Annotated in this window: 19 protein-coding genes; 13 read left to right on the forward strand and 6 right to left on the reverse strand. The window is 63.6% G+C overall.

Annotation, left to right across the window (positions count from 1 at the left end):
- Positions 1–28: 28 nt before the first annotated feature.
- The 9 genes from AB5Y80_RS08780 to hutW all read left to right on the forward strand — a co-directional run bounded on the left by AB5Y80_RS08780 (position 29) and on the right by hutW (position 9692).
- Complete coding sequence (locus AB5Y80_RS08780) at positions 29–1435, forward strand: YcjX family protein (RefSeq protein WP_368172810.1); 1407 nt, start codon at positions 29–31, stop codon at positions 1433–1435.
- A gap of 49 nt (positions 1436–1484) precedes the next feature.
- The gene (locus tag AB5Y80_RS08785; protein ID WP_368172811.1) at positions 1485–2528 is read left to right on the forward strand and encodes a YcjF family protein; all 1044 of its coding nucleotides are present in this window, start codon (positions 1485–1487) and stop codon (positions 2526–2528) included.
- Positions 2529–2694: 166 nt separating this feature from the next.
- The gene (gene phhA / locus AB5Y80_RS08790; protein ID WP_039039021.1) at positions 2695–3489 is read left to right on the forward strand and encodes a phenylalanine 4-monooxygenase; all 795 of its coding nucleotides are present in this window, start codon (positions 2695–2697) and stop codon (positions 3487–3489) included.
- Positions 3490–3530: 41 nt separating this feature from the next.
- Complete coding sequence (locus AB5Y80_RS08795; protein ID WP_368172812.1) at positions 3531–3869, forward strand: 4a-hydroxytetrahydrobiopterin dehydratase; 339 nt, start codon at positions 3531–3533, stop codon at positions 3867–3869.
- Positions 3870–4011: 142 nt separating this feature from the next.
- On the forward strand, positions 4012–5559 hold the full coding sequence (gene tyrR, locus AB5Y80_RS08800; protein ID WP_010674540.1) for a transcriptional regulator TyrR: 1548 nt from the start codon (positions 4012–4014) through the stop codon (positions 5557–5559).
- Positions 5560–5757: 198 nt separating this feature from the next.
- Positions 5758–6300 (forward strand): YfiR family protein, encoded by a 543-nt coding sequence (locus AB5Y80_RS08805; protein ID WP_269475971.1) that lies wholly within the window; start codon positions 5758–5760, stop codon positions 6298–6300.
- A complete protein-coding gene (locus tag AB5Y80_RS08810; protein WP_042863783.1) occupies positions 6297–7538 on the forward strand; it encodes a diguanylate cyclase in 1242 nt (413 codons plus the stop codon). Before AB5Y80_RS08805 ends, AB5Y80_RS08810 begins: the two co-directional genes overlap by 4 nt.
- 33 nt (positions 7539–7571) lie before the next feature.
- Positions 7572–8060, forward strand: coding sequence for an OmpA family protein (locus tag AB5Y80_RS08815; protein ID WP_010674543.1), 489 nt, complete (start codon positions 7572–7574; stop codon positions 8058–8060).
- A gap of 276 nt (positions 8061–8336) precedes the next feature.
- On the forward strand, positions 8337–9692 hold the full coding sequence (gene hutW, locus AB5Y80_RS08820) for a heme anaerobic degradation radical SAM methyltransferase ChuW/HutW (protein ID WP_103260019.1): 1356 nt from the start codon (positions 8337–8339) through the stop codon (positions 9690–9692).
- Between the two features lie 56 nt (positions 9693–9748).
- On the opposite strand, the gene xseA is transcribed toward hutW, so the two are convergent.
- The 5 genes from xseA to AB5Y80_RS08845 all read right to left on the reverse strand — a co-directional run bounded on the left by xseA (position 9749) and on the right by AB5Y80_RS08845 (position 14232).
- The gene (gene xseA / locus AB5Y80_RS08825) at positions 9749–11113 is read right to left on the reverse strand and encodes an exodeoxyribonuclease VII large subunit (RefSeq protein ID WP_103260020.1); all 1365 of its coding nucleotides are present in this window, start codon (positions 11111–11113) and stop codon (positions 9749–9751) included.
- 106 nt (positions 11114–11219) lie between these two features.
- Positions 11220–12128, reverse strand: coding sequence for a DMT family transporter (locus tag AB5Y80_RS08830; protein ID WP_368172813.1), 909 nt, complete (start codon positions 12126–12128; stop codon positions 11220–11222).
- A gap of 138 nt (positions 12129–12266) precedes the next feature.
- Entirely contained in the window at positions 12267–12689 is a 423-nt protein-coding gene (locus AB5Y80_RS08835; RefSeq protein ID WP_042881928.1) for a biopolymer transporter ExbD, read from the reverse strand.
- A complete protein-coding gene (locus tag AB5Y80_RS08840; protein WP_368172814.1) occupies positions 12689–13444 on the reverse strand; it encodes a MotA/TolQ/ExbB proton channel family protein in 756 nt (251 codons plus the stop codon). Before AB5Y80_RS08840 ends, AB5Y80_RS08835 begins: the two co-directional genes overlap by 1 nt.
- Positions 13445–13446: 2 nt before the next feature.
- Positions 13447–14232 (reverse strand): energy transducer TonB, encoded by a 786-nt coding sequence (locus AB5Y80_RS08845; RefSeq protein ID WP_324047388.1) that lies wholly within the window; start codon positions 14230–14232, stop codon positions 13447–13449.
- Positions 14233–14696: 464 nt separating this feature from the next.
- On the opposite strand from AB5Y80_RS08845, the gene AB5Y80_RS08850 reads away from it, so the two are divergent.
- The 4 genes from AB5Y80_RS08850 (at position 14697) to guaA (ending at position 22733) form a co-directional block, all read left to right on the forward strand.
- Entirely contained in the window at positions 14697–17903 is a 3207-nt protein-coding gene (locus AB5Y80_RS08850; protein WP_368172815.1) for an alpha-amylase family glycosyl hydrolase, read from the forward strand.
- Between the two features lie 792 nt (positions 17904–18695).
- Positions 18696–19331 (forward strand): YitT family protein, encoded by a 636-nt coding sequence (locus AB5Y80_RS08855; protein WP_010674548.1) that lies wholly within the window; start codon positions 18696–18698, stop codon positions 19329–19331.
- Between the two features lie 264 nt (positions 19332–19595).
- Entirely contained in the window at positions 19596–21059 is a 1464-nt protein-coding gene (guaB, locus tag AB5Y80_RS08860) for an IMP dehydrogenase (RefSeq protein ID WP_010674549.1), read from the forward strand.
- An 84-nt stretch (positions 21060–21143) separates the two neighbouring features.
- Positions 21144–22733, forward strand: coding sequence for a glutamine-hydrolyzing GMP synthase (gene guaA, locus AB5Y80_RS08865; protein WP_010674550.1), 1590 nt, complete (start codon positions 21144–21146; stop codon positions 22731–22733).
- 323 nt (positions 22734–23056) lie between these two features.
- Here guaA and AB5Y80_RS08870 read toward each other — a convergent pair.
- Positions 23057–24210, reverse strand: a protein-coding gene (locus tag AB5Y80_RS08870) for an IS3-like element ISAeca4 family transposase (RefSeq protein ID WP_139739419.1) whose coding sequence is annotated in 2 segments (ribosomal slippage) — positions 23057–23973 and positions 23973–24210 — 1155 coding nt in all. Because the reading frame shifts where the segments join, the coding sequence is not laid out codon by codon here.
- Between the last annotated feature and the right edge of the window lie 63 nt (positions 24211–24273).

Below are 24273 nucleotides of genomic sequence, written 5' to 3' on the forward strand. Positions count from 1 at the left end.
TGTGATCACAAGGAGAAGAAGACCCGCCTTGATACGCAACAAACTCGAACACTCCTGGTCTGTGCTCCAGCACAAGGCCGTTGACGCGGTGAACCGGGCCCGGGATCGCCACATCCGGCTGGCGGTCACCGGCCTCTCTCGCAGTGGCAAGACCGCGTTTATCACGGCGCTGGTCAATCAACTGGAGCACGCGGCCATCGATGGTCGTCTGCCACTCTGGGACGCCCAGCGCCAGGGACGCATCCTCGGTGCTCGCCGGGTGCCCCAGCAAAACGCCCACATTCCCACCTTCCCCTACGAACGGGGCCTCGATGCCCTGTTTGGCGATCCGCCCGCCTGGCCCGCGCCGACCCGAGGGGTGGCCGAGGTACGCCTCGAGATCCGTTATCGCACCCGCCATCCGCTGCGTCGGCACCTGGGTGAGATCTCCACCCTCTATGTGGATCTGGTGGATTATCCCGGGGAGTGGCTGCTGGATTTGCCGCTGCTGGATCTGAACTACGAGCAGTGGAGCGAGCAGGTGCGGGAGCAACTGCGTCGTCCCGAGCTGCAAGCCCTGGCGGCAGGCTGGCTGACGCCGCTCTGGCAGGCGGAGCAAGCCTTCGAGGAGCGTGCCGCCAGCGAACTGGCCGCCCGCTACACCGAATATCTGCACGCCTGCAAGCAGGCGCTCGGGCTTCACCTCATCCAGCCCGGGCGTTTCGTGTTGCCCGGCGAGTATGCCGGTGCGCCGTTGCTGCAATTCGTGCCCTGGGTGTGGGAAATGCCCACGCACTCCCCCGAAGACGGCACCCTCTACGCCACCTTCAAGCAGCGCTTCGAGCAGTACAAGCAGCATCTGGTACAGGGCTTCTATGAGCAGCACTTTGCAGGCTTCGATCGCCAGATCGTGCTGGTGGACTGCCTGGCGCCCCTCAATGCCGGTGCCGCGAGCTTTGGTGACATGCAGCAGGCCATCGCCCGCATCATGGAAAGCTTCGCCTACGGCAAGAGCAACTGGTGGCGCCGTCTGTTCGCCCCGCGCATCGACAAGCTGCTGTTTGTGGCGAGCAAGGCCGATCACGTCACGCCGGAGCAGCACGGACCTCTGGTGTCGCTCCTGCAGCACCTGGTGAGCCGTGGCCGGGGTCAGGCCCGCTTCGAGGGGATAGAGACCGAATGCCTGGCGCTCGCCGCCATCAAGGCCACCGAGGTGGGCAAGGGGGTGGCAGACGGACGGGAATTTCCCGCCATTCGTGGCACTACCCTCTCGGGCGATCCCTTGCTGCTCTTCCCGGGGGAGGTGCCTGCCCAGATCCCGCCTGCGCAGTGGTGGAAAACTCAAGGGTTTGATTTTCAGGCCTTTCGCCCGCTGCCCATGAGCGCCCATCAGGCGCTCCCCCATATCCGGCTCGATGCGGCGCTGGAGTTCCTGCTCGGGGATCACCTCGAATAACGGGTGGGTGGCCCGCTGTGCTCGAGGGGCGCCCACAGGAGAGAATGCGATGAACGATCAGACAAGATGGCGCACCGATGACGCCGCTCCCCTGCAAGGCAAGGTGACGCTGGAGCCCGCGCCCTCGGTGGCAAGCGAAGCGCAGCCACCGGCCCCGGCCCGGCGGCTGGAAGAGGAGAGCTTCGAGCCTCTGGACACGCTGGACGAGCTCACCGAGGTGGAACCCGCGCTTACCGTCAGGCCTCGGCGCCGCCATCGTCTGCTGGCCTGGGGGCTGGGTGGGGTGGGGCTGCTGTCGCTTGGCCAGTTTGGCGCTTTTCTGGTGGATCAGTTTGCCGCCTCCCCCTTCTGGGGCGGCGCCTGGCTGCTCGCCTCCGGCCTGGTGGCGGTGGGCACCGCCGGGGTGGCGGGGCGCGAATGGCTGCGGCTGCGCACCTTGAAGCGGCGCCAGGATGTGCGCTCAAGAGCCGAAGATCTGCTGGCCCATCAGGGGGTGGGTCAGGGGCAGGCCTTCTGCGAGGCCCTGGCCGAGAAGAGCGGTGACAAGGGGCGGGAAGGGTATCGCACCTGGCTATCCCAGCTTGACGAGAGCCACAACGATCGGGAAGTGCTGACCCTCTACAGCCAGCTGGTGCTCACCGAGCGGGACAAGCTGGCCCAGGCCCGCGTCGCCAAATGGTCGGGGGAGGCCGCCGTGCTGGTGGCCCTGAGCCCGCTCGCCACCGTCGACATGATGCTGATGCTCTGGCGCAACCTGCGGATGATCGAGGACATCGCCGATGTCTACGCCATCGAGCTCGGCTACTGGAGCCGCATCCGCCTCATTCGCCAGGTGTTTCGCAACATGCTCTATGCGGGGGCCACCGAGCTGGTGACCGAGGTAGGGATGGATCTGCTGGGGGCCGAGCTGACCGCCAAGCTCTCCGCCCGCGCTGCCCAAGGGGTCGGGGCCGGGTTGCTCACCGCGCGCCTCGGGATGCGTACCATAGAAGCCTGTCGTCCGCTCCCCTGGTGTGCCGACGAGAAGCCGAAGCTGGGGGAGCTGCGCAAGCGGCTGATCGGCCAGTTGGCGGGTTATCTCAACAAGTCGTGAGGTGGCTGGCACCCGACATGGATGTCACAAATTATTTACAATTGTCAAAAGCAGCCGACCCCGGGGTCGGCTGCTTTTTTGAGGGGCAAACCGTTACAGTGATCCCATGACTCAACGGCCAGTGACCGCCCGGATGGCGGCTGGCACCCGAAGGATGGGATCACTCATGGCAAGTCTCTACACGGCCCGCCAACCGGATGGGCAGGGCAGGATCCACTACACGGACGAGGAGCACGGCACCTGGCGGATCCTGATTGCACGCCAGCTTGCGGCGCTCGATGGCAAGGCCTGCGACGAATACCAGGCCGGGTTGGCACGCCTCGACCTGCCTCTGGACCGGATCCCCCAGCTGGGCGAGATCAACGCCGCCCTGATGCCCGCTACCGGCTGGTCGGTGGCGGCGGTGCCGGCACTCATCTCCTTTGATCACTTCTTCGCGCTGCTCGCTGATCGCCGTTTTCCCGTCGCCACCTTCATTCGCCGCCGGGATGAGCTCGACTACCTGCAAGAGCCCGACATCTTCCACGAGATCTTCGGCCACTGCGCCATGCTGACCAACCCGGCCTTTGCCCACTTCACCCACCTGTATGGTCGGCTCGGACGCCATGCCAGCAAGGAGGAGCGGGTCTATCTGGCGCGGCTCTACTGGTTCACGGTGGAGTTCGGTCTCCTGCAGGGGGAGGAGGGGCTGCGCATCTACGGCGGCGGCATTCTCTCCTCCATCGGCGAGACCGCTTATGCCCTCTCGGGCAAGCCCGAGCTGCAACCCTTCGATCTGCTGGAGATCCTGCGTACCCCCTATCGCATCGACATCATGCAGCCGACCTATTTCGTGCTGCCTCGTCTCGATACCCTCTATGGTCTGGAGGGACCGGGGATCATGGCGGCCGTGGCCGAGGCCCGTTGTCTTGGCCTGCGTCCACCCCGCTTTGCCCCCGTTGCCGGCAAGCAGGCGAGCTGACCCGAATTCATTCCCACGATGTTTCATGAAAGGAGTCCCGAATGACTGAACTGGCGAGTCAACGATGCGAGGCGTGCCGCGCCGATGCCCCCAGGGTGAGCGATCAGGAGCTGGGGGAGCTGATGCACCTCATCCCCGACTGGCAGTCCCTAGTGGTGAACGGCGAGCTGCAACTGCGTCGTGAATTTGTGTTTCGCAACTTCAAGGAGGGGCTGGCGTTCACCAACCGCCTCGGAGAACTGGCGGAGGCGGAGTTCCATCATCCGGCGATCTTGCTCGAATGGGGCAAGGTGACCGTGAGCTGGTGGACCCACAAGATAGGCGGCTTGCATCGCAACGACTTCATCATGGCAGCCCGCACCGACGCGTTGATGAAGTAACCGCCGTCTGGCGCCAGCGCAGACAGGGCCTGCCCGGTGAAAGCGGGGCAGGCCCGCATTTTTGTGGGGGAGCGCTCGCACTGGCGGGATCGAGTCTGTATTATCCCGTTATTCAGAATGTTAGCTAGGAAGTGTGTGCCGAATGCGTCTTGAAGTCAGCTGTGAAGACCGTCTGGGCCTGACCCGGGAATTGCTCGACCGACTGGTGGAGCACAACATCGATCTGCGCGGCATCGAAATCGATACCTCAGGCATCATCTATCTCAATTTCCCCGAGCTGGAGTTCCGTGACTTTCAGCATCTGATGCCGGAAATTCGCCGCATTCCCGGCGTCTATGACGTCAAGACCATCCCCTACATGCCCTCCGAGCGGGAACACCACGAGATAGAGGCCCTGCTCAAGGCCCTGCCGGACCTGGTCTTCTCCCTCGACAGCAAGGGGCGGGTGACCCAGGCCAACCAGGCCGCCCTCACCACCCTGGCGTTGCCACCGGACGAGGTGCGCGGCGTGGCGATCGCCTCCCTGGTCAAAGGCTTCTCGTTTGGCCGCTGGCTGGAGTCGGGGGAGATCAAGCCCCAGACCTGCAAGCTGAGCCTCGGTGGCGAAGAGTACCTGGGCGATCTGATGCCGCTGTTCGTGGCCGAAGAGAAGGGCAAGCAGGCTCTGGCCGGCGCCGTGGTGGTGCTCAAATCCGCCCGCCGGGTCGGCATGCACTTCAGTGCCCTGCACGCGGTGGAAGTGGGGGGCTTTGAGCACCTCCAGGCCGAGAGCCAGAAGATGAAAGAGGTGCTGGCCCAGGCTGCCAAGCTCGCGATGCAGGACGCCCCCTTGCTCATCGTGGGGGAGACCGGCACCGGCAAGGAGTTGCTGGCCCGGGCCTGCCACGGCGCCAGCCTGCGCTCCAGCCACCCCTTCATGGCGCTCAACTGTGCGGCCATGCCGGACAACGTGGCCGAGAGCGAGCTGTTCGGCTATGCCCCCGGCGCCTTTGGCAACAACACCGAGGGCAAGCGCGGGGTGCTGGAGCTGGCCAGCGGCGGCACCCTGATGCTGGACGAGATCGGCGACATGTCCCCCCATCTGCAGACCAAGTTCCTGCGGGTGCTGCAAGACGGCGTGTTTCGCCGGGTCGGTGACGAGCAGGAGGTGAGGGTCAACGTGCGCTTCATCTGCACCACCCAGAAGCAGTTGCTGGATCTGGTCCATGAAGGGAAGTTTCGCGAAGATCTCTACTACCGCCTCAATGTGCTTAGCCTCAATCTGCCGCCGCTGCGCGAGCGCAAGGCGGACATCATGGCCCTGGCCCAGCAGTTCGTGTCGCGCTTTGCCAGCGAACTGCAGCGTCCGCGCCCGCGCTTTACCCGCAACATGGCCGAGTACCTCACCGCCTACCGCTGGCCCGGCAACGTGCGCCAGCTGCGCAACTGCCTCTATAGGGCCATGACCCTGCTGGAAGGGGACGAGATTGGACCCGAGCACGTGGACTTGCCGGTGGCGGCCGATGCCATGCCGCTCATCGACGAGTGGTTCGAAGGGGGGCTCGACGAGGCGGTGAAGCGTTTCGAGAGCCGCCTGCTGGAGCGGCTCTACCCGGCGTTCCCCTCCACCCGCCAACTGGCCAAGCGGCTCGGTGTCTCCCATACCGCCATCGCCAACAAGCTGCGCGAATATGGGATTGGCAAGAAGTAGTGTCGATGGACGGTGTCTGCCAGGGGCATTGAGCGCCTTGCAGGCACGGCTGCGACATCCGGTGACGCAACCGTGCCACTTGCCTCTGGGGGCTGGCCACCCGGCTGGTAAGCTCGGTGCGGTGCCATGCAGGCACTCTCATCATGGGCGTCGGGTGACCCCGGCGCCGACCTGGACACTCTCGCGGGCACCATGTAGATGTTTTGTTACCTCCGGTTACTGATGTGGCTGGCGCCACTGTGCTGCATGCTGATGCTGGCAAACCAGGCCATGGCGGCAACCTCCGCCGAGGCGCGCAGCGACATGGTGCGCCAGACCGTGCTCGATATCCTCAGTTACACCCGCTGGCCCAGCGAGCCCGACAGACTTCGGCTCTGCATCACTGCGCCGACGGAATATGCGTCATCCCTTCTGACCATCGAACGGCAGGCCAATGGCCGACCGGTGGAGGTCCATCACTACGACATGGACGACGAGTCGCTGATCCAGCGCTGCGATGTCATCTATCTGGGGGTGCTGGCACCGGCGCAGCGCCTCTCCCTGTTCGAGCGCCTGCGCGGCCACGCCATCCTCAGCATCAGCGAGCAGAGCCGCGAGTGCATCGCCGATGCGGTCTTCTGTCTGCAGGCCGGGGAGGAGAGGGTGCGTTTTCGGGTCAATCTGGATGCGCTGGCCCGCAGCGGCGTGCGAGTACACCCGGCCGTGCTCAAGCTGGCGCGAGCCGATGAGGAGGTGCGATGACGGTCCATCACGCCACTCCCAGGCTTACCCTGCGACAGAGTCTGGGGCGCACCCACATGATGATCTCCCTGACTGCCGTCTGCATGGCCGGGCTGTTTCTGACCGTCACGGCGCTGCTGGCGCTGCGCCTTTATGCGGATCACAACCTCAAGCTGGTGGCGCGGGCCATCAGCTACACCACTGAGGCGGCCGTGGTCTTCCATGACAAGGAGGCGGCACTGGATGCCCTGGAGACCATCACCTCCCGGGAAGACATAGCCAGCGCCAGCATAGTGCTGCCGGACGGCCAGGTGCTGGCGAGCTGGCGCCGGGACATCACTACCCCCTGGACCACCCTGGAGCAGCACCTGGCCCGTCTGATCCTGCCGGGGCCCGTGGCGCTCCCCATGGTGCGCGAGCACAAGGAGATAGCCAGGGTGCATCTGGTCGGTCACGGCCAGTACCTGCTGCGATTCCTGTTGCAGACCTTGCTGGCTACCCTGGTGTGCCTGCTCATCAGTATTCTCGGGGCACTCCATGTGGCGCGCCGGATGCAGCGCTCCATCACGGCACCCCTCAAGGCCCTGACCGAGGTGGCTTACAACGTCAGCCGCCAGCGTGCCCTCAAGGAGCGGGTGCCGGCGGCCAATATCGCCGAGCTGCACGAGCTGGGTGAGGATTTCAATTCGCTGCTCGATGAGCTGGAAGCCTGGCAGGCCCACCAGAAGCGGGAGAACGCCAGCCTGCTGCATCAGGCAACCCATGATCCCCTGACCGGTCTGCCCAACCGCGCTCTGTTCGAGGCTCGCATGGGGCAGGCCATTCTGGCAGGCAACAAGGGGCATGAAGGTTTTGCCCTGCTCTATCTGGATTGCGATCGTTTCAAGCAGATCAATGACAACCTGGGCCACGGCATCGGCGACGAAGTGCTGATCGCCGTGGCGCGGCGGGTGCAGCATCAGCTCAGACCCCTGGATCTGGTCTGCCGGCTGGGGGGAGATGAGTTCGTCATCCTCCTGACCCCGATCCAGGGGGAGGACGAGGTGCGCGAGGTAATAGGGCGAGTGCAGCAGGCCATGAACACCCCCGTGGTATTGAGTGACGGTCGCCATCTCGGGGTGGGGATCAGCATCGGCTCTGCCCGCTATCCCGAGCAGGGGAGGACGGCGGATGCCCTGCTGCAATGGGCAGACGACGCCATGTATCAAGCCAAACGACAACGCAGGGAGGAGAGAGAAACACGAAAAACGAGCACGTGAAGTTGAACCGGAAATAGTGAAAGGATGATAAGAATGCGCATGTTGAACCCGATCAAAGCGGGCCTGGTGGCACTGTTGCTGAGTGTGCTGGCGGCGTGCCAGAGCCCTCCCCAGGGGCTCACGGCGGAGCAGATCGCCGCCTTGAAGGAGCAGGGATTTCACCTGACCGACGAGGGATGGACCCTGGATATCTCCAACAAGGTGCTGTTCGCCAACAATGTGGGGGCCCTCAACCCCGAGACCCGCCAGGTGGTGGAGAAACTCGGCAAGGCCCTGATTGAGGTAGGACTGAACCGGGCACGGGTGGACGGTCATACCGACTCCAACGGTGATGAGGCCTACAACCAGCAACTCTCCCTCAAGCGGGCACGGTCGGTGGCCGATGTCCTGGTGTCGGTGGGTATGCCCCAGGGGAACCTGGATATCCGCGGCCGCGGAGAAGAGGCGCCCATCGCCGACAACGCGACCGCTGCCGGACGAGCGGAAAATCGCCGGGTTGCCATCATCATCGGCAATGGCTGACCCCCGTCAGCCGGTATCGGCGCGGCGCTCCCATCGGGAGCCTTGAATCAACCGCCTGATCCTGTGTGTGCCACCACTCTCCAGTGGGAGAGTGGCTCTCTTCCCTTGTTGTTTCACGCCTTCCTTGCCTGACGCGCTGCTGCCCTGATGGAGACAGAGTGACGACTCAATCCTTCCCGACTTGATCCAGCACAAATACCTGCAACTGATATTCGTTATCATTTGCGTTATTTACGCAGGGTAACCCCAGTGACGACTCTCCAGCTTTCTTCGACCATGACGGGGCTTTGTACCCCGGATCCCCTCAAATTCGCCTTCACCGCCAAGACGTCGGCCCATGCCAGCCGGGGAGGGGCCGCCCCCCTGATGCTGGACGATGCCGGCTGGCAAGCCTGGTGGCAGCAGGAGAGCGAGGCCAAGGCCCGAGCGCTCTATATCCATATCCCGTTTTGCCGCAAGCGCTGCAGTTTTTGCAACTTCTTCGAAAACGGCGCCAATCCGGCGCGCATGAGCCGCTACATGGAGGCACTCTGCGGGTCGCTGCACCAGGCAGCCGAGACGCCGCTCGTCCAGAGCCGGCCTTTCTCGGCGGTCTATGTGGGGGGCGGCACGCCAACCGACATGGAGGCGGGCGATCTCGCCCGCCTGGCCAGCGCCATCCGCCGTTTTCCCCTGACCGTGGATGCGGAGCTGACCCTGGAGGGGCGGCTCAACGGCTTTGATGACGAGAAGTGGCAGACGGCCCTGGCGGGTGGCTTCAATCGTTTCTCGTTCGGCGTACAGAGTTTTGATACCCGCGTGCGCCAGCAGGCGGCCCGCTTCGATGACAGGGAGACCTTGCTGGCCCGGCTGGCGGCGCTGACCCGCCACAACGAGGCGGTGATCGTGGCGGATCTCATCTTCGGTCTGCCGGGTCAGGATGAGGCCGTGTGGCGCCAGGATATTGCGGATGTGATGGCGAGCGGGGTGCACGGGGTGGATCTCTATCAACTCATCTCCATGGCGGGCACCAATCTGGCGCGCGCCGACGAGAAAGGCACCCTGGGCTGGGCCGCCGATGGCCAGCAGCGGGCAGTCATGTATGCCGACGGGGCCCGGACACTGGAGGCGGGGGGTTGGGAGCGGCTCTCCTGCAGCCACTGGCGGCGCATCGATGCCGAGCAGAGCCGCTACAACCAGATGGCCAAGTGGGGCGCCGAGATCCTGCCCTTCGGCGCAGGGGCGGGGGGCAACATTCACGGCCACGGCCTCATGTATGGCCGGGAGCTGGCGCCCTGGCATGAGGCGCAGGCGAAGGGCGTGCGTGCTCCCGGCATGGTGATGAGGCCCAATCCTGATGCCCGTCTCGACGGGTTGCTGAGAGGGGGGCTCGACACCGGATGGCTGGCGTTGTCGCAATTGCCACAGGGGCTGGTCTCCCACCTGATGCCGCTCTTTGAGGCCTGGCAGCGACACGGGTTGGCACGGCTCTCGGCCGAGCGTCTCGCCCTCACCCTGGCGGGGCGTTTCTGGAACGTGAATTTGCAGGCCGGGTTGTTCGAGTATCTGAGGTGCAATCCACCGGGGGGGATCAAGGGGGGCGAGAAACCATCCGGCCACCCGGGCAAGATGGCCGGTCATGCCCTGGTATAACGGGCTATCGGAGCACAGAAAGGTGGCGGGGGCCTGGTGCAAGCCCCCACTTTTTGTCAGCAGTTGTCGACCTCGTCCACCCGTACCCGCAGCGCTCCCTCTGCGAGGGTGGTGATCAGGGTCTGGCCTGCATTGACCTGGGATGCGCGGCGGATCACCTCCCCGGAGGGGGTGCGCACGATGGCGTAACCGCGCCCCAGGGTGGCCAGCGGGCTGATGCCGTCGAGGCGGGCTCCCAGCATGGCGAGGCGGTGGCGGGCGAGATCCTGGCGTTTTGCGATGAGGGCATGGAGGCGCTCCTCGGCCAGCTGGTGACGACGTTTGCCGATGGCCAGCAGCTTTTCGGGGCTTCTGGCCTGCAGGCGCATGGCGAGGCCCGCGAGGCGCCGCTCCCCCTGGTGCAGGCGATCACGCAGGTGCTGCTGCAAGCGGCGGTCGAGCTCGTCGAGGCGCTGGGACTGCTGCTCCAGCCGTCGCTTGGGATCCTGATGATCGAGCCGCTTCTGCAGCAGGACGAAGCCATGGCGGGCGGCGACCTGGTGACGGCTCATGGCCTGGGTGAGCCGCTGGCGCAGGTGCACGAGGCGCTGGGCGCGGGTGCGCCTGTCCGGCGCCACCAGCTCGGCGGCGGCAGAGGGGGTGGGGGCACGAAGGTCGGCGGCAAAGTCGCTGATGGTGACGTCCACCTCGTGTCCTACGGCGCTCACCACGGGGATGGCGGAGCCTGCGATGGCCCGTGCCACCGCCTCTTCGTTGAAGCACCAGAGATCTTCAAGGGAGCCGCCGCCGCGTCCGACGATGAGCACATCCACCTCGGCGCGGCGGTTGGCAAGCATGATGGCCGAGACGATCTGGGCGGTGGCGGCGCTCCCCTGCACCTGGGTCGGGTAGATGAAAACGGGCAAGTCCGGGGCGCGGCGGCGCAAGACGGTCAGCATGTCGTGCAGGGCGGCGCCGGTGGCGGAGGTGACCAGCCCCACGGCGCGGGGTTCCCGGGGCAAGGGGCGCTTGCGCCCTTCGTCAAAGAGCCCTTCGGCACCGAGGCGGCGCTTGAGCTCCTCGAAGCGCAGGGCCAGCATGCCATCCCCGGCGGGCTGCATGGACTCGATGATGAGCTGGTAGTCGCCCCGGGGTTCATAGAGGGAGACTCGCGCCTGCACCAGCACCTGCATGCCATCCTGGGGACGGAACGGCACCCGGCGGTTGTTGCCCTTGAACATGGCGCAGCGCACCTGGGCCGACATGTCCTTCAAGGAGAAGTACCAGTGGCCGGAACTTGGCATCGCGAGGTTCGAGAGCTCCCCGGTCAGCCACACCAGCCCCAGATCCTGCTCCAGGATCATGCGCACGGCGCTGTTGAGGCGGGTGACGGTGAAGATCTGCTGTTGTCTGCTCTGACTGGCGGGTTCGAGGTGATTCAAGGCTGGCCCTGCTGTGGTGTCCGCCGGGGCGGGAGAAACGATGGGGGTCATCTTACCCCAGTTGCGCCCATCTGCCGAGCCATGGGCCCGGCAGATGACGCGGAGCCTAGGCTTGTGCCTTGGCCGGCTTGACGGCTCTGGCGGGGCTGGTCACCAGCCAGACCGCGAGGCAGACCACGGCGCCGCCGAACACGAAGCCGCCGGTGAGGGTTTCCCCCAGCACCAGATAGCCCCACAGGATGCCGAAGGGCGGAATGAGGAAGGTGACAGTGAGACTTCGCAGGGGGCCGATGTCGGCGATCAGCCTGAAATAGAGCAGATAGGCGAAGGCGGTGCAGAGGAAGCCGACCGCCAGCACGCTGGCCCAGACCCCAGGCTGGGCCCAGTCGACGGCGGGGCCGGTCGCCAGGGTGTAGCCGAAGAAGGGAAGCAGGAAGAGGACGGCCCCTATCTGGCTGCCAAAGGCCACCAGTTTGGCGTCCAGACCTCCCCGCTCGGTGACCCAGCGCCTCGTCAGAAAGCCGGCGCAGCCATAGCAGGCGGTGGCGATGAGGCAGGCCAGCACCCCGATGGCCAGTTGGCCGCTCAGGTCGACCTCCCCGGTGGTGGTGATGAGCCCGATGCCCACCAGCCCCAGCATCACGCCGGCCCACTTGCGCAAGGTCAGCGCCTCGTGAAAGAAGGAGAAGCCGATGAGGGCGCCCATCAGGGGCGTGGTGGCGTTGAGGATGGCGGAATACCCTGCGGGCAGCCAGAGGGCCGCCACGGCATACATCAGGAAGGGGACGCCGGAGTTGATGATGCCAAGCACCATGATGGATTTGATCTTGCCCTGAAACTGCATGGGGGTGCGCAGCAGCAGGAGCATGGCGGCGAGCCCGACGAGGGCGAAGAAGACCCGCAGGAAGGTGGTGTTGACCGAGCCGAACGCCGGCGCCGCGATGCGCATGAACAAGAAGCTGGCACCCCAGATGGCTGCCAGCGCGAGCAATCTCCCGTAATCCGATGTTCTCATCTTCTCTCCTTGAAATGGCGGGGCGGCCTTGCATCATGCAGGGCAGTCCCGCCGCTGGCAACCGGGTATAGGGGGGGCCAATAAACAAGGCACCACCTGGCTGATGCCTTGTTACACGAGTTGCTCTCTTCCTGGCCATCACTCGCTTTCAGGCTGGCTGACGAACGCTATCTTGTGTAACCCGTGCTGGGAGGCCTGTGCCATCACCTTGGCGATGGCGCCGTACTCCACGCGCTTGTCGATGCGCAGCTGGATCTCGGGGATCTCCGGCTTGGCCTCGCTGGCCTTGACCATCTCGGCGAGCAGCGCCGTCTCATCGACCTGCTTGTCGTTCCAGTAGATCTTGCCGGCACCGTCGATGGAGAGGATCACATCCTCCTGCTTGGGCTGATTGACCTGGCTGCTGGCCTCGGGCAACTCGAGCTTGACCGCGTTGGTGAGCAGGGGGGCGGTGATCATGAAGACGATGAGCAGCACCAGCATGACGTCGATCATCGGGATCATGTTGATCTCACAGAGGGGCTGCTCGTCCGATTCCCCGGGAAGTTTGCCGAAAGCCATTACATCTGCCCCTGCTTGGCGCTGTCGACGGCGGCCAGTGGCGTCACCCTGGAGGCGCTCTGCTCCACGCCGGTCACCAGCAGGGTGAACAGGTCGTAGGCAAACTCGTCCAGCGCCGCGAGTTTCAGGCGGTTGCGGCGCACGAAGAAGTTGTAGATCAGCACAGCAGGCAGGGCGACGGCGAGACCGAAGCCGGTCATGATGAGGGCCTCACCGACCGGGCCTGCGACCTTGTCCAGGCTGCTCTGGCCCGCGGCCCCTATGGCCAGCAGGGCGTGATAGATGCCCCAGACGGTGCCAAAGAGCCCGATGAAGGGGGCCGCGGAGCCGACGGAGGCGAGGAAGGCCAAGCCGTGCTCGAGGCGGATCCGCTCCGCGCTGATGGTCTGGCGCAGGGCGCGCAGCAAGAAGTCGTCGGGGGAACCCAGCTTGAGGGAGGCGGCCCGTCCCTGGGATCGCTCAATCTGGGCAACCGCCGTCAGTGCCGCACTCGTTATCCTGCCGCAGGCTTCTTCAGGGGGCGTCTGGGCGAGCTGGTTCGCCATCGCCTGCACGCTCTCATGGTGCCAGAAGACCCCCAGGAAACGGGCGTTCAGGCGCTGCTCGCGATGGTCAAGCCAGAGCTTGAGCAACCCGTAGTAGCAGGTGCCGAGCGACATTAGTACCAGCAGGATCAGCGGGATCAGGCCCACCCCGGTGTTTTGGCTGAGCAGATGCGTTATGCCCATCCCGCTTGTTTCGATTTCCGGATTCATGGTTAGTTTCCTAGCTTGAAAATAATGGTAACCCCTGTCCAGGCTGGGACGGCGGTATTGTTCTGTTTGGCTGGAATGAAGCGCCAACGGCTGACGGTCTTGCGGGCGACCATGTCCAGGCGTCGATGACCACTGCTCTGCTCCACGTCGACCGACTCGGCGGTGCCCTCCTTGCTGACTCGGACCTTCAATACCACGCGCCCCTCTTCTCCCCGTCGGCGTGACTCCGGAGGGTAGGGAGGCTCGGGGTTGTTCAGCCTGGCATCCCGTGCGATGGGGGCACTGCTGCCGGCCCCGGCCCCAGTCTGGCGGGACTTGGTCGGCGGCGCACTGGCGCCACTCGCGCTCTGGGTATTGGCCGCCGTCTGCGGGGTAGCAGGTGCAGAGGGCTCGACCACCGGCTCGGCCCTGGCCACTGGCGCTGGTTTGGTCATCGGTACTGGCTTGGGCTTTGGCGGAGTGGGCGCCGGTTTGGGAGCCGGTTTCTTGACGACCGGCTTGACCACTTTCGGCGGCACAGGTGCCGGTTTCTTCACCTCCCGAGGGGGAGCCGGAGTGGCCGCTGGCGCCGCCGGCTTGGCCGGTGCGTCATCTTTGTCCGACTCGCCGGCCCAGCGGGCAGACAAGGTGATGGGCTCGGGGGGCGTGACGGGGGCGGGGCGGCTGCCTTGCATCAGCCAGAGGAGGGCGAGATGCAGGGCAAGGGCGACGGCCAGGCAGGCAAGGTGAACCGGGCCAAATGCCGGCTTGTCGCGGCCAAAGGTCGGCCTCATTGCGCAGGCGTCCATCAGCCTGCCTTCTCGCTGGTCGTCATATTCGTACTCGAATGTCGATGGGATTGGCCCCGAAACCGGGCCTCGGCGCCCAGCATGCGCCATCGGATAGCTTGCAAACAAGAAACATTATCAATCGCGTTTTAATCAGGTGCGTCAGCGCCAGGGCCGCCCCGAGCCATGATTGGAGGCGAGAAAGGGAGCGCCTTCGGGGCAGACACGTCCAGGGACTGTCCATGTCAGGGGGCGCCACAGCGGGTCGCGCCGCTCTCTCCCTCGCTCAAGCAGAAATGAAAGCGCTATCAATCACATCTGCATTATCCAGGGGGCGATTTCGGTCACATTTCATACGCATTGGCCATGAATCGAGCAGTGCACGCCCTAGACTGGCGTGACTCATTCGAAGGCGGGACATCGCGGATGAGGAATGCCGGGACACACCGGCATCACACACAAACAATGAAAATAAAGGACTATCAATGGCTAGATGGATACTCGCGGCCGGATTGTTGGGAACCCTGATCACGGCGCCGAGCACGGCGGCGGAGTGGTTCTTCCGGGGCACCGCGAATGGATGGGCGGCGACCGCCATGACGTCGACGGACGGCGTCAATTTTGATACCTGCCAGCGCTTCGTGAGCGGGGATGCCAGCGGCGGCCCGCGCTTCAAGATAGACAGGTACGGCAACTGGCAGCAGAGCTACCCGGCGGCCGACTACGGGGTCAATGCCAACACGGCGTACCAGATCCGCATCAACGCCAGCACCCAGGCGGTGAGCGCGACGGCAGTGGCCAGTTGCGAGGCCTCGGGGTTTGCCAGCACCTTGCCGCAGCTCAACGTGCGCGGCACCTTCAACGGCTGGGCCAGCCTCCCCATGACCCTGGTAGGGGATCACCTGTGGCAGGTGGAAGCCTACATGGATGGCAAGGCGAGCCAGCGCCTCAAGTTTGATCAGGCTGGGGACTGGGCCGTCAACTTTGGCGACAGCAACGGCGACGGCGTGCTGGAGAAAAGTGGCGGCGACATCTTCTGGAGCGCCGTGGGCACGGTGCGCATCCAGGTCAACGATCAGACCCTGGCCTACAGCATCACCCCCCTTGGGGATGACAACCAGCCGCCGCTCGCGGTCATCACCCCGGGGGGGACGGTGAACGTGACCCAGGGGGCGTCGCTCACCTTGAGCGGCAGCGACTCCACGGATCCTGACGGCCAGATCGCGAGCTATCTGTGGAGCAGCGGCGAGACCACGGAGAGCATCGTCGTCAACACCACCCAGACCGGCACCTTCACCTATGGCCTTACGGTCACCGACGATCAGGGCGCCAAGGGCAGCAGCAGCGTGAGCGTGGTGGTCGGGGCAGGACAGAGCAGCGACAGCTGGTACTTCCGGGGCACGGCCAACAACTGGGGGCTCACCCCCATGACCAGCGAGGATGGCACCATCTTCTGCACCGAGCAGGCCTTTGGCAGCAACAACCCCCGCTTCAAGATTGACCACAAGGGGGACTGGACCGAGGCGTATCCGGCCCAGGATTACCTGGTCAGCGCCAACACAAGCTATCGCATCTGTTTTGACAGCCTGCGCAAGGCCATCGAGGTGGAGACCCTGGCCGGGGCCGATCTGCAGGCCCCCACGGTGACGGCCACCCCGTCCCCGGGGAGTTATGTGGACAGCCAGTCCATCACCCTGGGAGTGAGCGACGATCAGGACAGCGCCCCCGCCGTGCATTTCACGACGGACGGCAGCCAGCCCACCACGGCATCGGCCCGCTATGCAGGCCAGCCCCTGGTGGCGAGTGACAAGGGGAGTGGCACCGATCTGGTGATCCGCACCCTTGCCATCGACGCCAGCGGTAATCAGCGCGAGCAGCGCTTCGAGTACCGCATCGGCGAGCAGGGGGTGGCGAGCGGCGATTTTCGTGCCGAGAGCATCTACTTCCTGCTGACTGCCCGCTTCTATGATGGCGATGCCAGCAACAACTACTACAACCGGGATCGCTACAAGGCGGGGGATCCCCAGTGGCGTGGCGACTTCAAGGGTTTGATCGCCAAGCTCGACTACATCAAGGATCTCGGCTTCACCGCCATCTGGGTGACGCCGCCGGTGGAGAACCGCTCCGGCCTCGACTACCACGGCTACCATGCCTACGACTTCTACCGGGTCGATCCCCGTCTGGAGTCGCCGGGGGCGGGTTACCGGGAGTTCATCCAGGCGGCCCACGCCAAGGGGCTCAAGGTGATTCAGGACGTGGTGCTCAACCACTCGAGCCAGTACGGCCTGCGCGGCAAGACCTGGATCGATCGCCTGCCCGTCAAATACTACGTACCGGCGGGGTCGAGCCAGGGGCTCATCAACAATGGTCCCTATCAGGGCAATCTTGGGGACTACGCCAGTGCCAACCGCTGTGACGACGACAACCCGGCGGCGCCCGACTGGTACAAGGCCCGCTGCCAGTCCGATCCGGCGGGCACCCAGCCCCTGGTAGACCCCAAAACCGGCGCCACCGTGCCGAGCGCAGGCTACAACCCAAACCGCTTCTTCGGCATCGACGCCCAGACCCTGGATCCCGCCTGGTATCACCTGGACGGTTTCATGTCCGGCGGTGACTGGGAGAGCCCGCTTGCCCTGCAGCGCAAGCACATGGCGGGGGACTGCATCGATCTCGCCACCGGCAACCAGAACGTCAAGGACTACCTCAACGGCGCCATTCGTCAGTACCTCGACATGGGGGTCGATGCCATCCGTATCGATACCTTGAAGCACATCGAGCGGGACGAACTGCTGACCTATGTTCATGATTGGCAGGCCCACAAGCCGGGGCTGTTCGTCTTTGGCGAAAACCTGGTCAAGGGCACCGGCTGGGGCTCTGAGCTGGCCAACGACAATGCCTCGGCGGTGATCCGCCCCTGGTGGTACACCCGCACCACGGCCAACCCGGCCAATCCCCGTGCAGGGGGCGATTCCGGCCTCTCGGTGCTGGACTTCTCCCTCTTCTCCACCTTCCGTGACAACGTCACCCGGGGGAACTTTGGCGGGGTAGGGGGGATCTTCGCCATGGATTGGGTCTATGGGGATGCCACCAAGCTCATCACCTTCTTCCAGAACCACGACGTGGGGCCGGACAATGACTTCAAGTACCGCTACGGCGGGGAAGAGGGGAATGCGGCCATGACCTACAACCTGCTCTGGACGGCGCGGGGGATCCCGACCCTCTACTACGGGGAGGAGGTGATGTTCCAGGCGGGCAAGCCCCAGGACATCGACGGGGCCACCATGACGGTGGATCAGACCGGTCGTGCCTACTACGGGGAGGTGCTGGACAACCCCGCCACCCCGAGCCACCCGCTCTATCAGCACATCAAGCGCCTGAACCAGATCCGCAAGGCGGTGCCCGCCCTGCAAAAGGCGCCCATGAGCCAGGTGAACGAGTGGGGGAGCGGCATCAGCTTCGTGCGTGATCTGAGCGCCCAAGGGAGCTACGCTGCCGTGGGCCTTGCGGCCAACTCGGCCCAGCAGATAAACCTGAGTGGCCTGAAGAACGGCACCTACACGGACGCGGTAACCGGTGCGAGCCAGAGCGTCAGCAACGGCAGCCTGAGCTTTGCGGTGCCCGCCTATTCGGCGCGGGTCTGGGTACTGAACGGCCCAGGCAAGGTGGGCGCGGACGGCAAATACCTCAAGTAAGGAAGCCCTGTCACAGGGTGCAGCGAGTCGGCCTTCGGGCCGACTTTTTTATTCTGCCTTCTGCCTGAATGGATGCCCCATCCTGATGGGACTCTGGCTGCGGAGGGGCTGATGGATGGACAGACCTGTGGACTCGCGACCAGCACGCTCATGGGCAGGGGGCTAGAGGGAAGGGGAGTGGTGCATCCGCCGCCCGAGTCACTCCATGCTCTGCATATTGCAGTGCTCGTGGCAGTGAGCAAAGCGGTGCCCATGTCGCCTTTGCGCCGCGGTGCAAGGCAAACTGTGCCACTCGGTTGATCTATATTGGTGCAATTGCACTTTATTGGTGCGCTCCATCCACATCCGCCCCTGGAGCCCGCCCCGAAGAAACACGCCGTTTGGCCCCCGGATTTCCCCCATGACAAGCATCATCCATGCTGAAAAGCGGCATCGTATCGACATGATCTGCCGAAAAACCGGGCTGTTTAGGGGATACCACGAGGCCTTTCTCGGTGACTCGGGTAAACATGCTGCGCCACTGTGTTGGCCGATCACTGAAGTGGTGCATTCGACCTGCATATTGCGCATTTATCGGAATTTAAATCCGATTATTTATGGTATCACGGACTCTTGTTTTGATTGGCGCTCTTTTTGCTGTGCCTTGTCATCCCCACGATGGCGACATAAGGGGGCGGGGGACGCAAGATTGGGGGTGGGGACGGCAAGGTGAACGGGTCGCCGCCATCAGCCCCAATGCGGCCTGGTTGTCGGGCAACGGATGCCACCATCACATCGGATCTAAGGAGTCATATGGAAGGTGAAATGACCATGCAGCCAGCGGCTGCGGGCAGGGGGCTGGCCCATACCCTCAAGGACGATGTCTACGGCATGGTGCTCGGGGTCATGTTTATCGCCGTGGGGCTCAATCTGCTCAAGTGTTCCGGCATGATCACCGGTGGCATCGCGGGCATCGCCCTGCTGATCGCCCATGTCAGCACCCTGCCCATCGGCGTGCTCTTCTTCCTGGTGAACCTGCCCTTCATGGTGTTCTGCTACGTCACCATGGGGCGCGCCTTCACCCTAAAGACGCTGATCGTCAACGTCGCCCTCTCGGCGGCCACCCAGGCGGTGCCGCTGCTGCTGACGGTGAGCTATGTCCACCCCCTGTTTGCCGCCCTGGTGGGGGGAACCTTCCTCGGCATGGGGGTCTTGTCTCTGGCGCGCCACAATGCCTCCGTGGGGGGCACCGGCGTGGTGACGCTCTGGCTGCAACGGCGCACCGGCATCAATGCGGGAAAGAGCCAGATGGTGCTGGATGTGCTGGTGTTTGCGCTCTCTCTGCTCACCCTGCCGCTTCCCCTGCTGCTCTGGTCAACCCTGAGTGCGCTGGCCATGAACGCCATGCTGATGAACTGGCACAAGCCGGGCCGCTATCAGGGGAACTGACCGCCGGTCTGGCTGATGGCCGCGAGGGGAAAAAGGTCGTTCCGGGAGACTGGCGGCAGAAAGGGGCTCAACGGCAAAAAAGATCATCTTGTCGGGAAAAACGGCATGGTTACGGCTGAATTTATTGGTTTTTTGCCCTGTTGGTGGCGTTAAATCGGGCTACGCCATAAAAAATTCAAAAAACTTCTTTACCACTGCCCAATGCATGAGTAAAATTTGTCGGCAATATTTTACACCCCCACTCCTCAACGGTGAGATATTGCCATGCTCAGGATTGCCAAAGAAGCGCTGACCTTCGACGATGTACTGTTGGTTCCAGCCCACTCCACTGTTCTCCCCAATACCGCCGACCTGCGTACCAAGCTCACGTCTGCGATCACGCTGAATATCCCGATGATCTCCGCTGCCATGGACACAGTGACCGAAGCCCGTCTGGCTATCGCACTGGCCCAGGAAGGCGGTATCGGCTTCATTCACAAGAACATGTCCATCGAGCAGCAGGCTGCCGAAGTGCGCAAGGTCAAGAAGTACGAGAGCGGCGTGGTCAGCGACCCCGTTACCGTGCGCCCTGACATGACCATCGCCCAGATCAAGGAGCTGAGCCACAAGAACGGTTTCGCCGGTTACCCCGTGGTGACTGACGGCAACCAGCTGGTGGGTATCATCACCGGCCGTGACGTGCGCTTCGTCATCGATCTCTCCCAGACCGTCGAACAGATCATGACCCAGAAAGATCGTCTGGTGACCGTGCGTGAAGGGGCCCCTCGTGAAGAGGTGGTGGCCCTGATGCAAAAGCACCGCATCGAGAAGGTGCTGGTGGTCAACGGCGACTTCAAGCTCAAGGGCATGATCACCGTGAAGGACTTCCAGAAAGCCGAGCGCAAGCCCAACGCCTGCAAAGACGAGCGTGGCCGTCTGCGGGTCGGTGCCGCCGTCGGTGCCGGTGCAGGCAACGAAGAGCGCGTCGCCGCCCTGGTGGAAGCCGGTGTGGACGTGCTGCTGATTGACTCCTCCCACGGCCACTCCCAGGGCGTGCTGGATCGCATCAAGGCGACCCGTGAAGCCTATCCTGACCTGCAAATCATCGGCGGCAACGTCGCCACCGCCGCTGGCGCCAAGGCGCTGGTGGAAGCGGGTGTCAACGCCGTCAAGGTCGGTATCGGCCCGGGCTCCATCTGTACTACCCGTATCGTGACCGGCGTGGGCGTGCCCCAGATCACCGCCATCTCCGACGCCGTTGACGCCCTGGAAGGCACCGGCGTGCCGGTGATTGCCGATGGTGGCATCCGCTTCTCCGGCGACGTGGCCAAGGCCATCGCCGCGGGCGCAAGCTGCGTCATGGTGGGCTCCATGTTTGCCGGTACCGAAGAGGCGCCGGGCGAGATCGAGCTCTATCAGGGCCGCTCCTTCAAGTCCTACCGCGGCATGGGCTCTCTGGGTGCCATGTCCAAGGGCTCCAGCGACCGTTACTTCCAGACCGACAACGCCGCCGACAAGCTGGTGCCGGAAGGGATCGAAGGGCGCGTGCCGTACAAGGGCCGCCTCAAAGAGATCATCCACCAGCAGATGGGCGGCCTGCGCTCCTCCATGGGCCTGACCGGCAGCGCGACCATCGACGACATGCGCACCAAGGCCGAGTTCGTGCGCATCTCTGGCGCCGGGATGAAAGAGTCCCACGTTCACGACGTGACCATTACCAAAGAAGCCCCCAACTACCGGATGGGCTGATGAAACGGGGCTCTGCGCCCCGTTTTTCCACCCTTTTTTTATCCCGTGCTTTTTGTGACAACATCAGCCTGATGCAGGAATAAAATGACTAAAGACATTCACGCCCACCGTATCCTTATCCTGGATTTCGGTTCCCAGTACACCCAGCTCATCGCCCGTCGCGTCCGTGAAATCGGCGTCTACTGCGAGCTGTGGGCCTGGGACGTAACCGAAGAGCAGATCCGCGAGTTCAATCCGAGCGGCATCATCCTCTCCGGCGGCCCGGAATCCGTGACCGAGGCGGGCAGCCCGCGCGCCCCCGAGTACGTGTTCAACGCCGGCGTGCCGGTGTTCGGCATCTGCTACGGCATGCAGACCATGTCCGAGCAGCTCGGCGGCAAGGTGCAGTCCTCCAACCTGCGTGAATTCGGCTACGCCCAGGTCGAAGTGCTGGGCCAGTCCGGCAAGACCAGCGCTCTCTTGCGCAACATCGAAGACGCCATTGCCGACAACGGCAATGCCCTGCTGGATGTCTGGATGAGCCACGGCGACAAGGTCACCGAGATCCCCGCCGGCTTCACCACCATTGCCCAGACAGCCACCTGCCCCCACGCCGCCATGGCCGACGAAGCCAAGCGCTTCTACGGCGTGCAGTTCCACCCGGAAGTGACCCACACCCGTCAGGGGGCCCGCATGCTGGAGCACTTCGTCAAGGACATCTGCGGCTGCGAGTGCCTCTGGACCCCGGCCACCATCATCGACGACGCCGTTGCCCGCATCCGCGAGCAGGTGGGTGACGACGAGGTGATCCTGGGCCTCTCCGGCGGCGTGGACTCCTCCGTGGTCGCCATGCTGGTGCACCGCGCCATCGGCGATCGCCTCACCTGCGTCTTCGTCGACAACGGCCTGCTGCGCCTGAACGAAGGCCAGCAGGTGATGGACATGTTCGGCGATCACTTCGGCCTGAACATCATCAAGGTCGACGCCGAAGAGCGCTTCCTCTCCGCCCTCGCGGGCATCGACGAGCCGGAGGCCAAGCGCAAGACCATCGGTCGCGTCTTCGTCGAGGTGTTCGATGACGAGTCCAAGAAGCTCAAGAACGCCAAGTGGCTGGCCCAGGGCACCATTTACCCGGACGTCATCGAATCCGCTGCCAGCAAGACCGGCAAGGCCCACGTCATCAAGTCCCACCACAACGTCGGCGGCCTGCCGGAAGAGATGAAGATGGGTCTGGTGGAGCCGCTGCGCGAGCTGTTCAAGGACGAAGTGCGCCGTGTCGGCCTCGAACTCGGCCTGCCCTACGACATGCTCTACCGTCACCCCTTCCCGGGTCCTGGCCTGGGCGTGCGTGTGCTTGGCGAAGTGAAGAAAGAGTACTGCGACCTGCTGCGCAAGGCTGACGCCATCTTCATCGAAGAGCTGCGCAAGGCCGACCTCTACAACCAGGTCAGCCAGGCGTTCGCCGTCTTCCTGCCGGTGCGCTCCGTCGGCGTCATGGGCGATGGCCGCAAGTACGACTGGGTCATTGCGCTGCGCGCCGTCGAGACCATCGACTTCATGACCGCCCACTGGGCTCACCTGCCGTACGACTTCCTCGGCCACGTGTCGAACCGCATCATCAACGAGATCAACGGCATCTCTCGCGTGGTGTACGACGTCTCCGGCAAGCCGCCCGCAACCATTGAGTGGGAATAAAAGGCGTGGGAATAAGCGGCTAACGCCTCTCTCCCAGCGGTAACGCAAAACTGTCAAAAAGGCGCCCTTGAGGCGCCTTTTCTTTTTCCAATCGTTTGCGAGAAAATTTTGCTCCTGGCGAAGGGGGTGAGGGCTCTGTTGCCAACGTTGTCGTGGTGAGTGCCTGGGGCGATCGGCAGAGCGTCATCTATCGCGTCCACATAGGGCGGCAGGCTGTGGTTTCTCCGGGCGGGGGAGGGGCTTGATAAGGTTTTGCTGCATAGCCTCTGAAGGCCATCCACGAGTGTTATGCCCAGAAAGGTAAGTGAATCGCCCCGGCTTCTCTAGACACTTTTGAGCCGTTCGAAATATTGCTTTTCACACTCTACTGGCGATAGCCCATTGTTGAAACTGTGCCGACGCTTGGGGTTGTAAAACATTTCAATGTAATCGAACACATCCTGCCGGGCCTCCTCCCGATCTGCATAGGTTTTACGTCGGATCCGCTCGCGTTTGAGGAGTTGGAAGAAACTCTCCGCCACCGCGTTATCATGGCAATTGCCACGTCTGCTCATGCTGGCCTTGAGCCGGTGCTCCCGCAAAAAATCCTGCCAGTCATAGCTGCTAAACTGGCTCCCTTGGTCAGAATGAACCAGCACTTCCTGCTCGGGTCGCCGTCGCCACACTGCCATCAGTAACGCGCTGATGGCCAACTCTCGGTCGATCCGTGGCCCCATTGACCAACCAATGACTTGTCGTGAAAACAAATCCAATACCGCGGCCAGATAGAGCCAGCCTTCATGGGTTCGAATATAAGTGATGTCCGTTACCCAGACCTTATTTGGCTCAGTCACATCGAACTGGCGTTCAAGATGATTCGGTGCAACCACCGTTGGCCGGCCACCATAATGACCGGGACGGCGACGATAACCGGTTTGTGAACGCAAACCTTCATGACGCATTAATCGCGCCACCCGGTGTTTCCCACAGGTCTCGCCCATCTCTCGCAGGTCATCCCGGATCTTGCGATAGCCATAGACGCCCCCGCTTTCTAGCCAACATTGCTTGATCTGGCCCAGGAGGCGTTGGTCTTCAAGTGCGCGGGCAGATAAAGGCTGGTGCTGCCAGGCGTAATAACCGCTCGGGTGGACATTCATCATCCGACACAGTCGGCGGATGGGATGTGTGGACGCGTGCACCCGGATGAAGGCGTACCTTACCCTGACAGCTTGGCAAAGTACGCGGCGGCCTTTTTTAAGATATCTCGCTCATCGGTGACGCGGCGCAGTTCAGCCTTGAGGCGCCGAATTTCGGCTTGCTGGCTGGAGTCATGCTGTTGCTGCACGGCGGGCTGGCTGTAGCGCCTGATCCAGGCGTAAAGACTGTGGCTGGAAACACCAAGTCGCTCAGCGACCTCTGCCACTGGGTAATGGCGCTCAGTCACCTGCTTGACGGCGGCCAGTTTGAATTCTTCCGTGTAACGTTGCTGCTTGCTCATAACACCTCCTGATTGACCTCAGTTTGAGGCTCTTGAGGTGTCTAGGAAAGTAGGGGCGATTCA

Source organism: Aeromonas sp. R2-1, assembly GCF_040908425.1.
Lineage (GTDB): Bacteria > Pseudomonadota > Gammaproteobacteria > Enterobacterales > Aeromonadaceae > Aeromonas > Aeromonas caviae.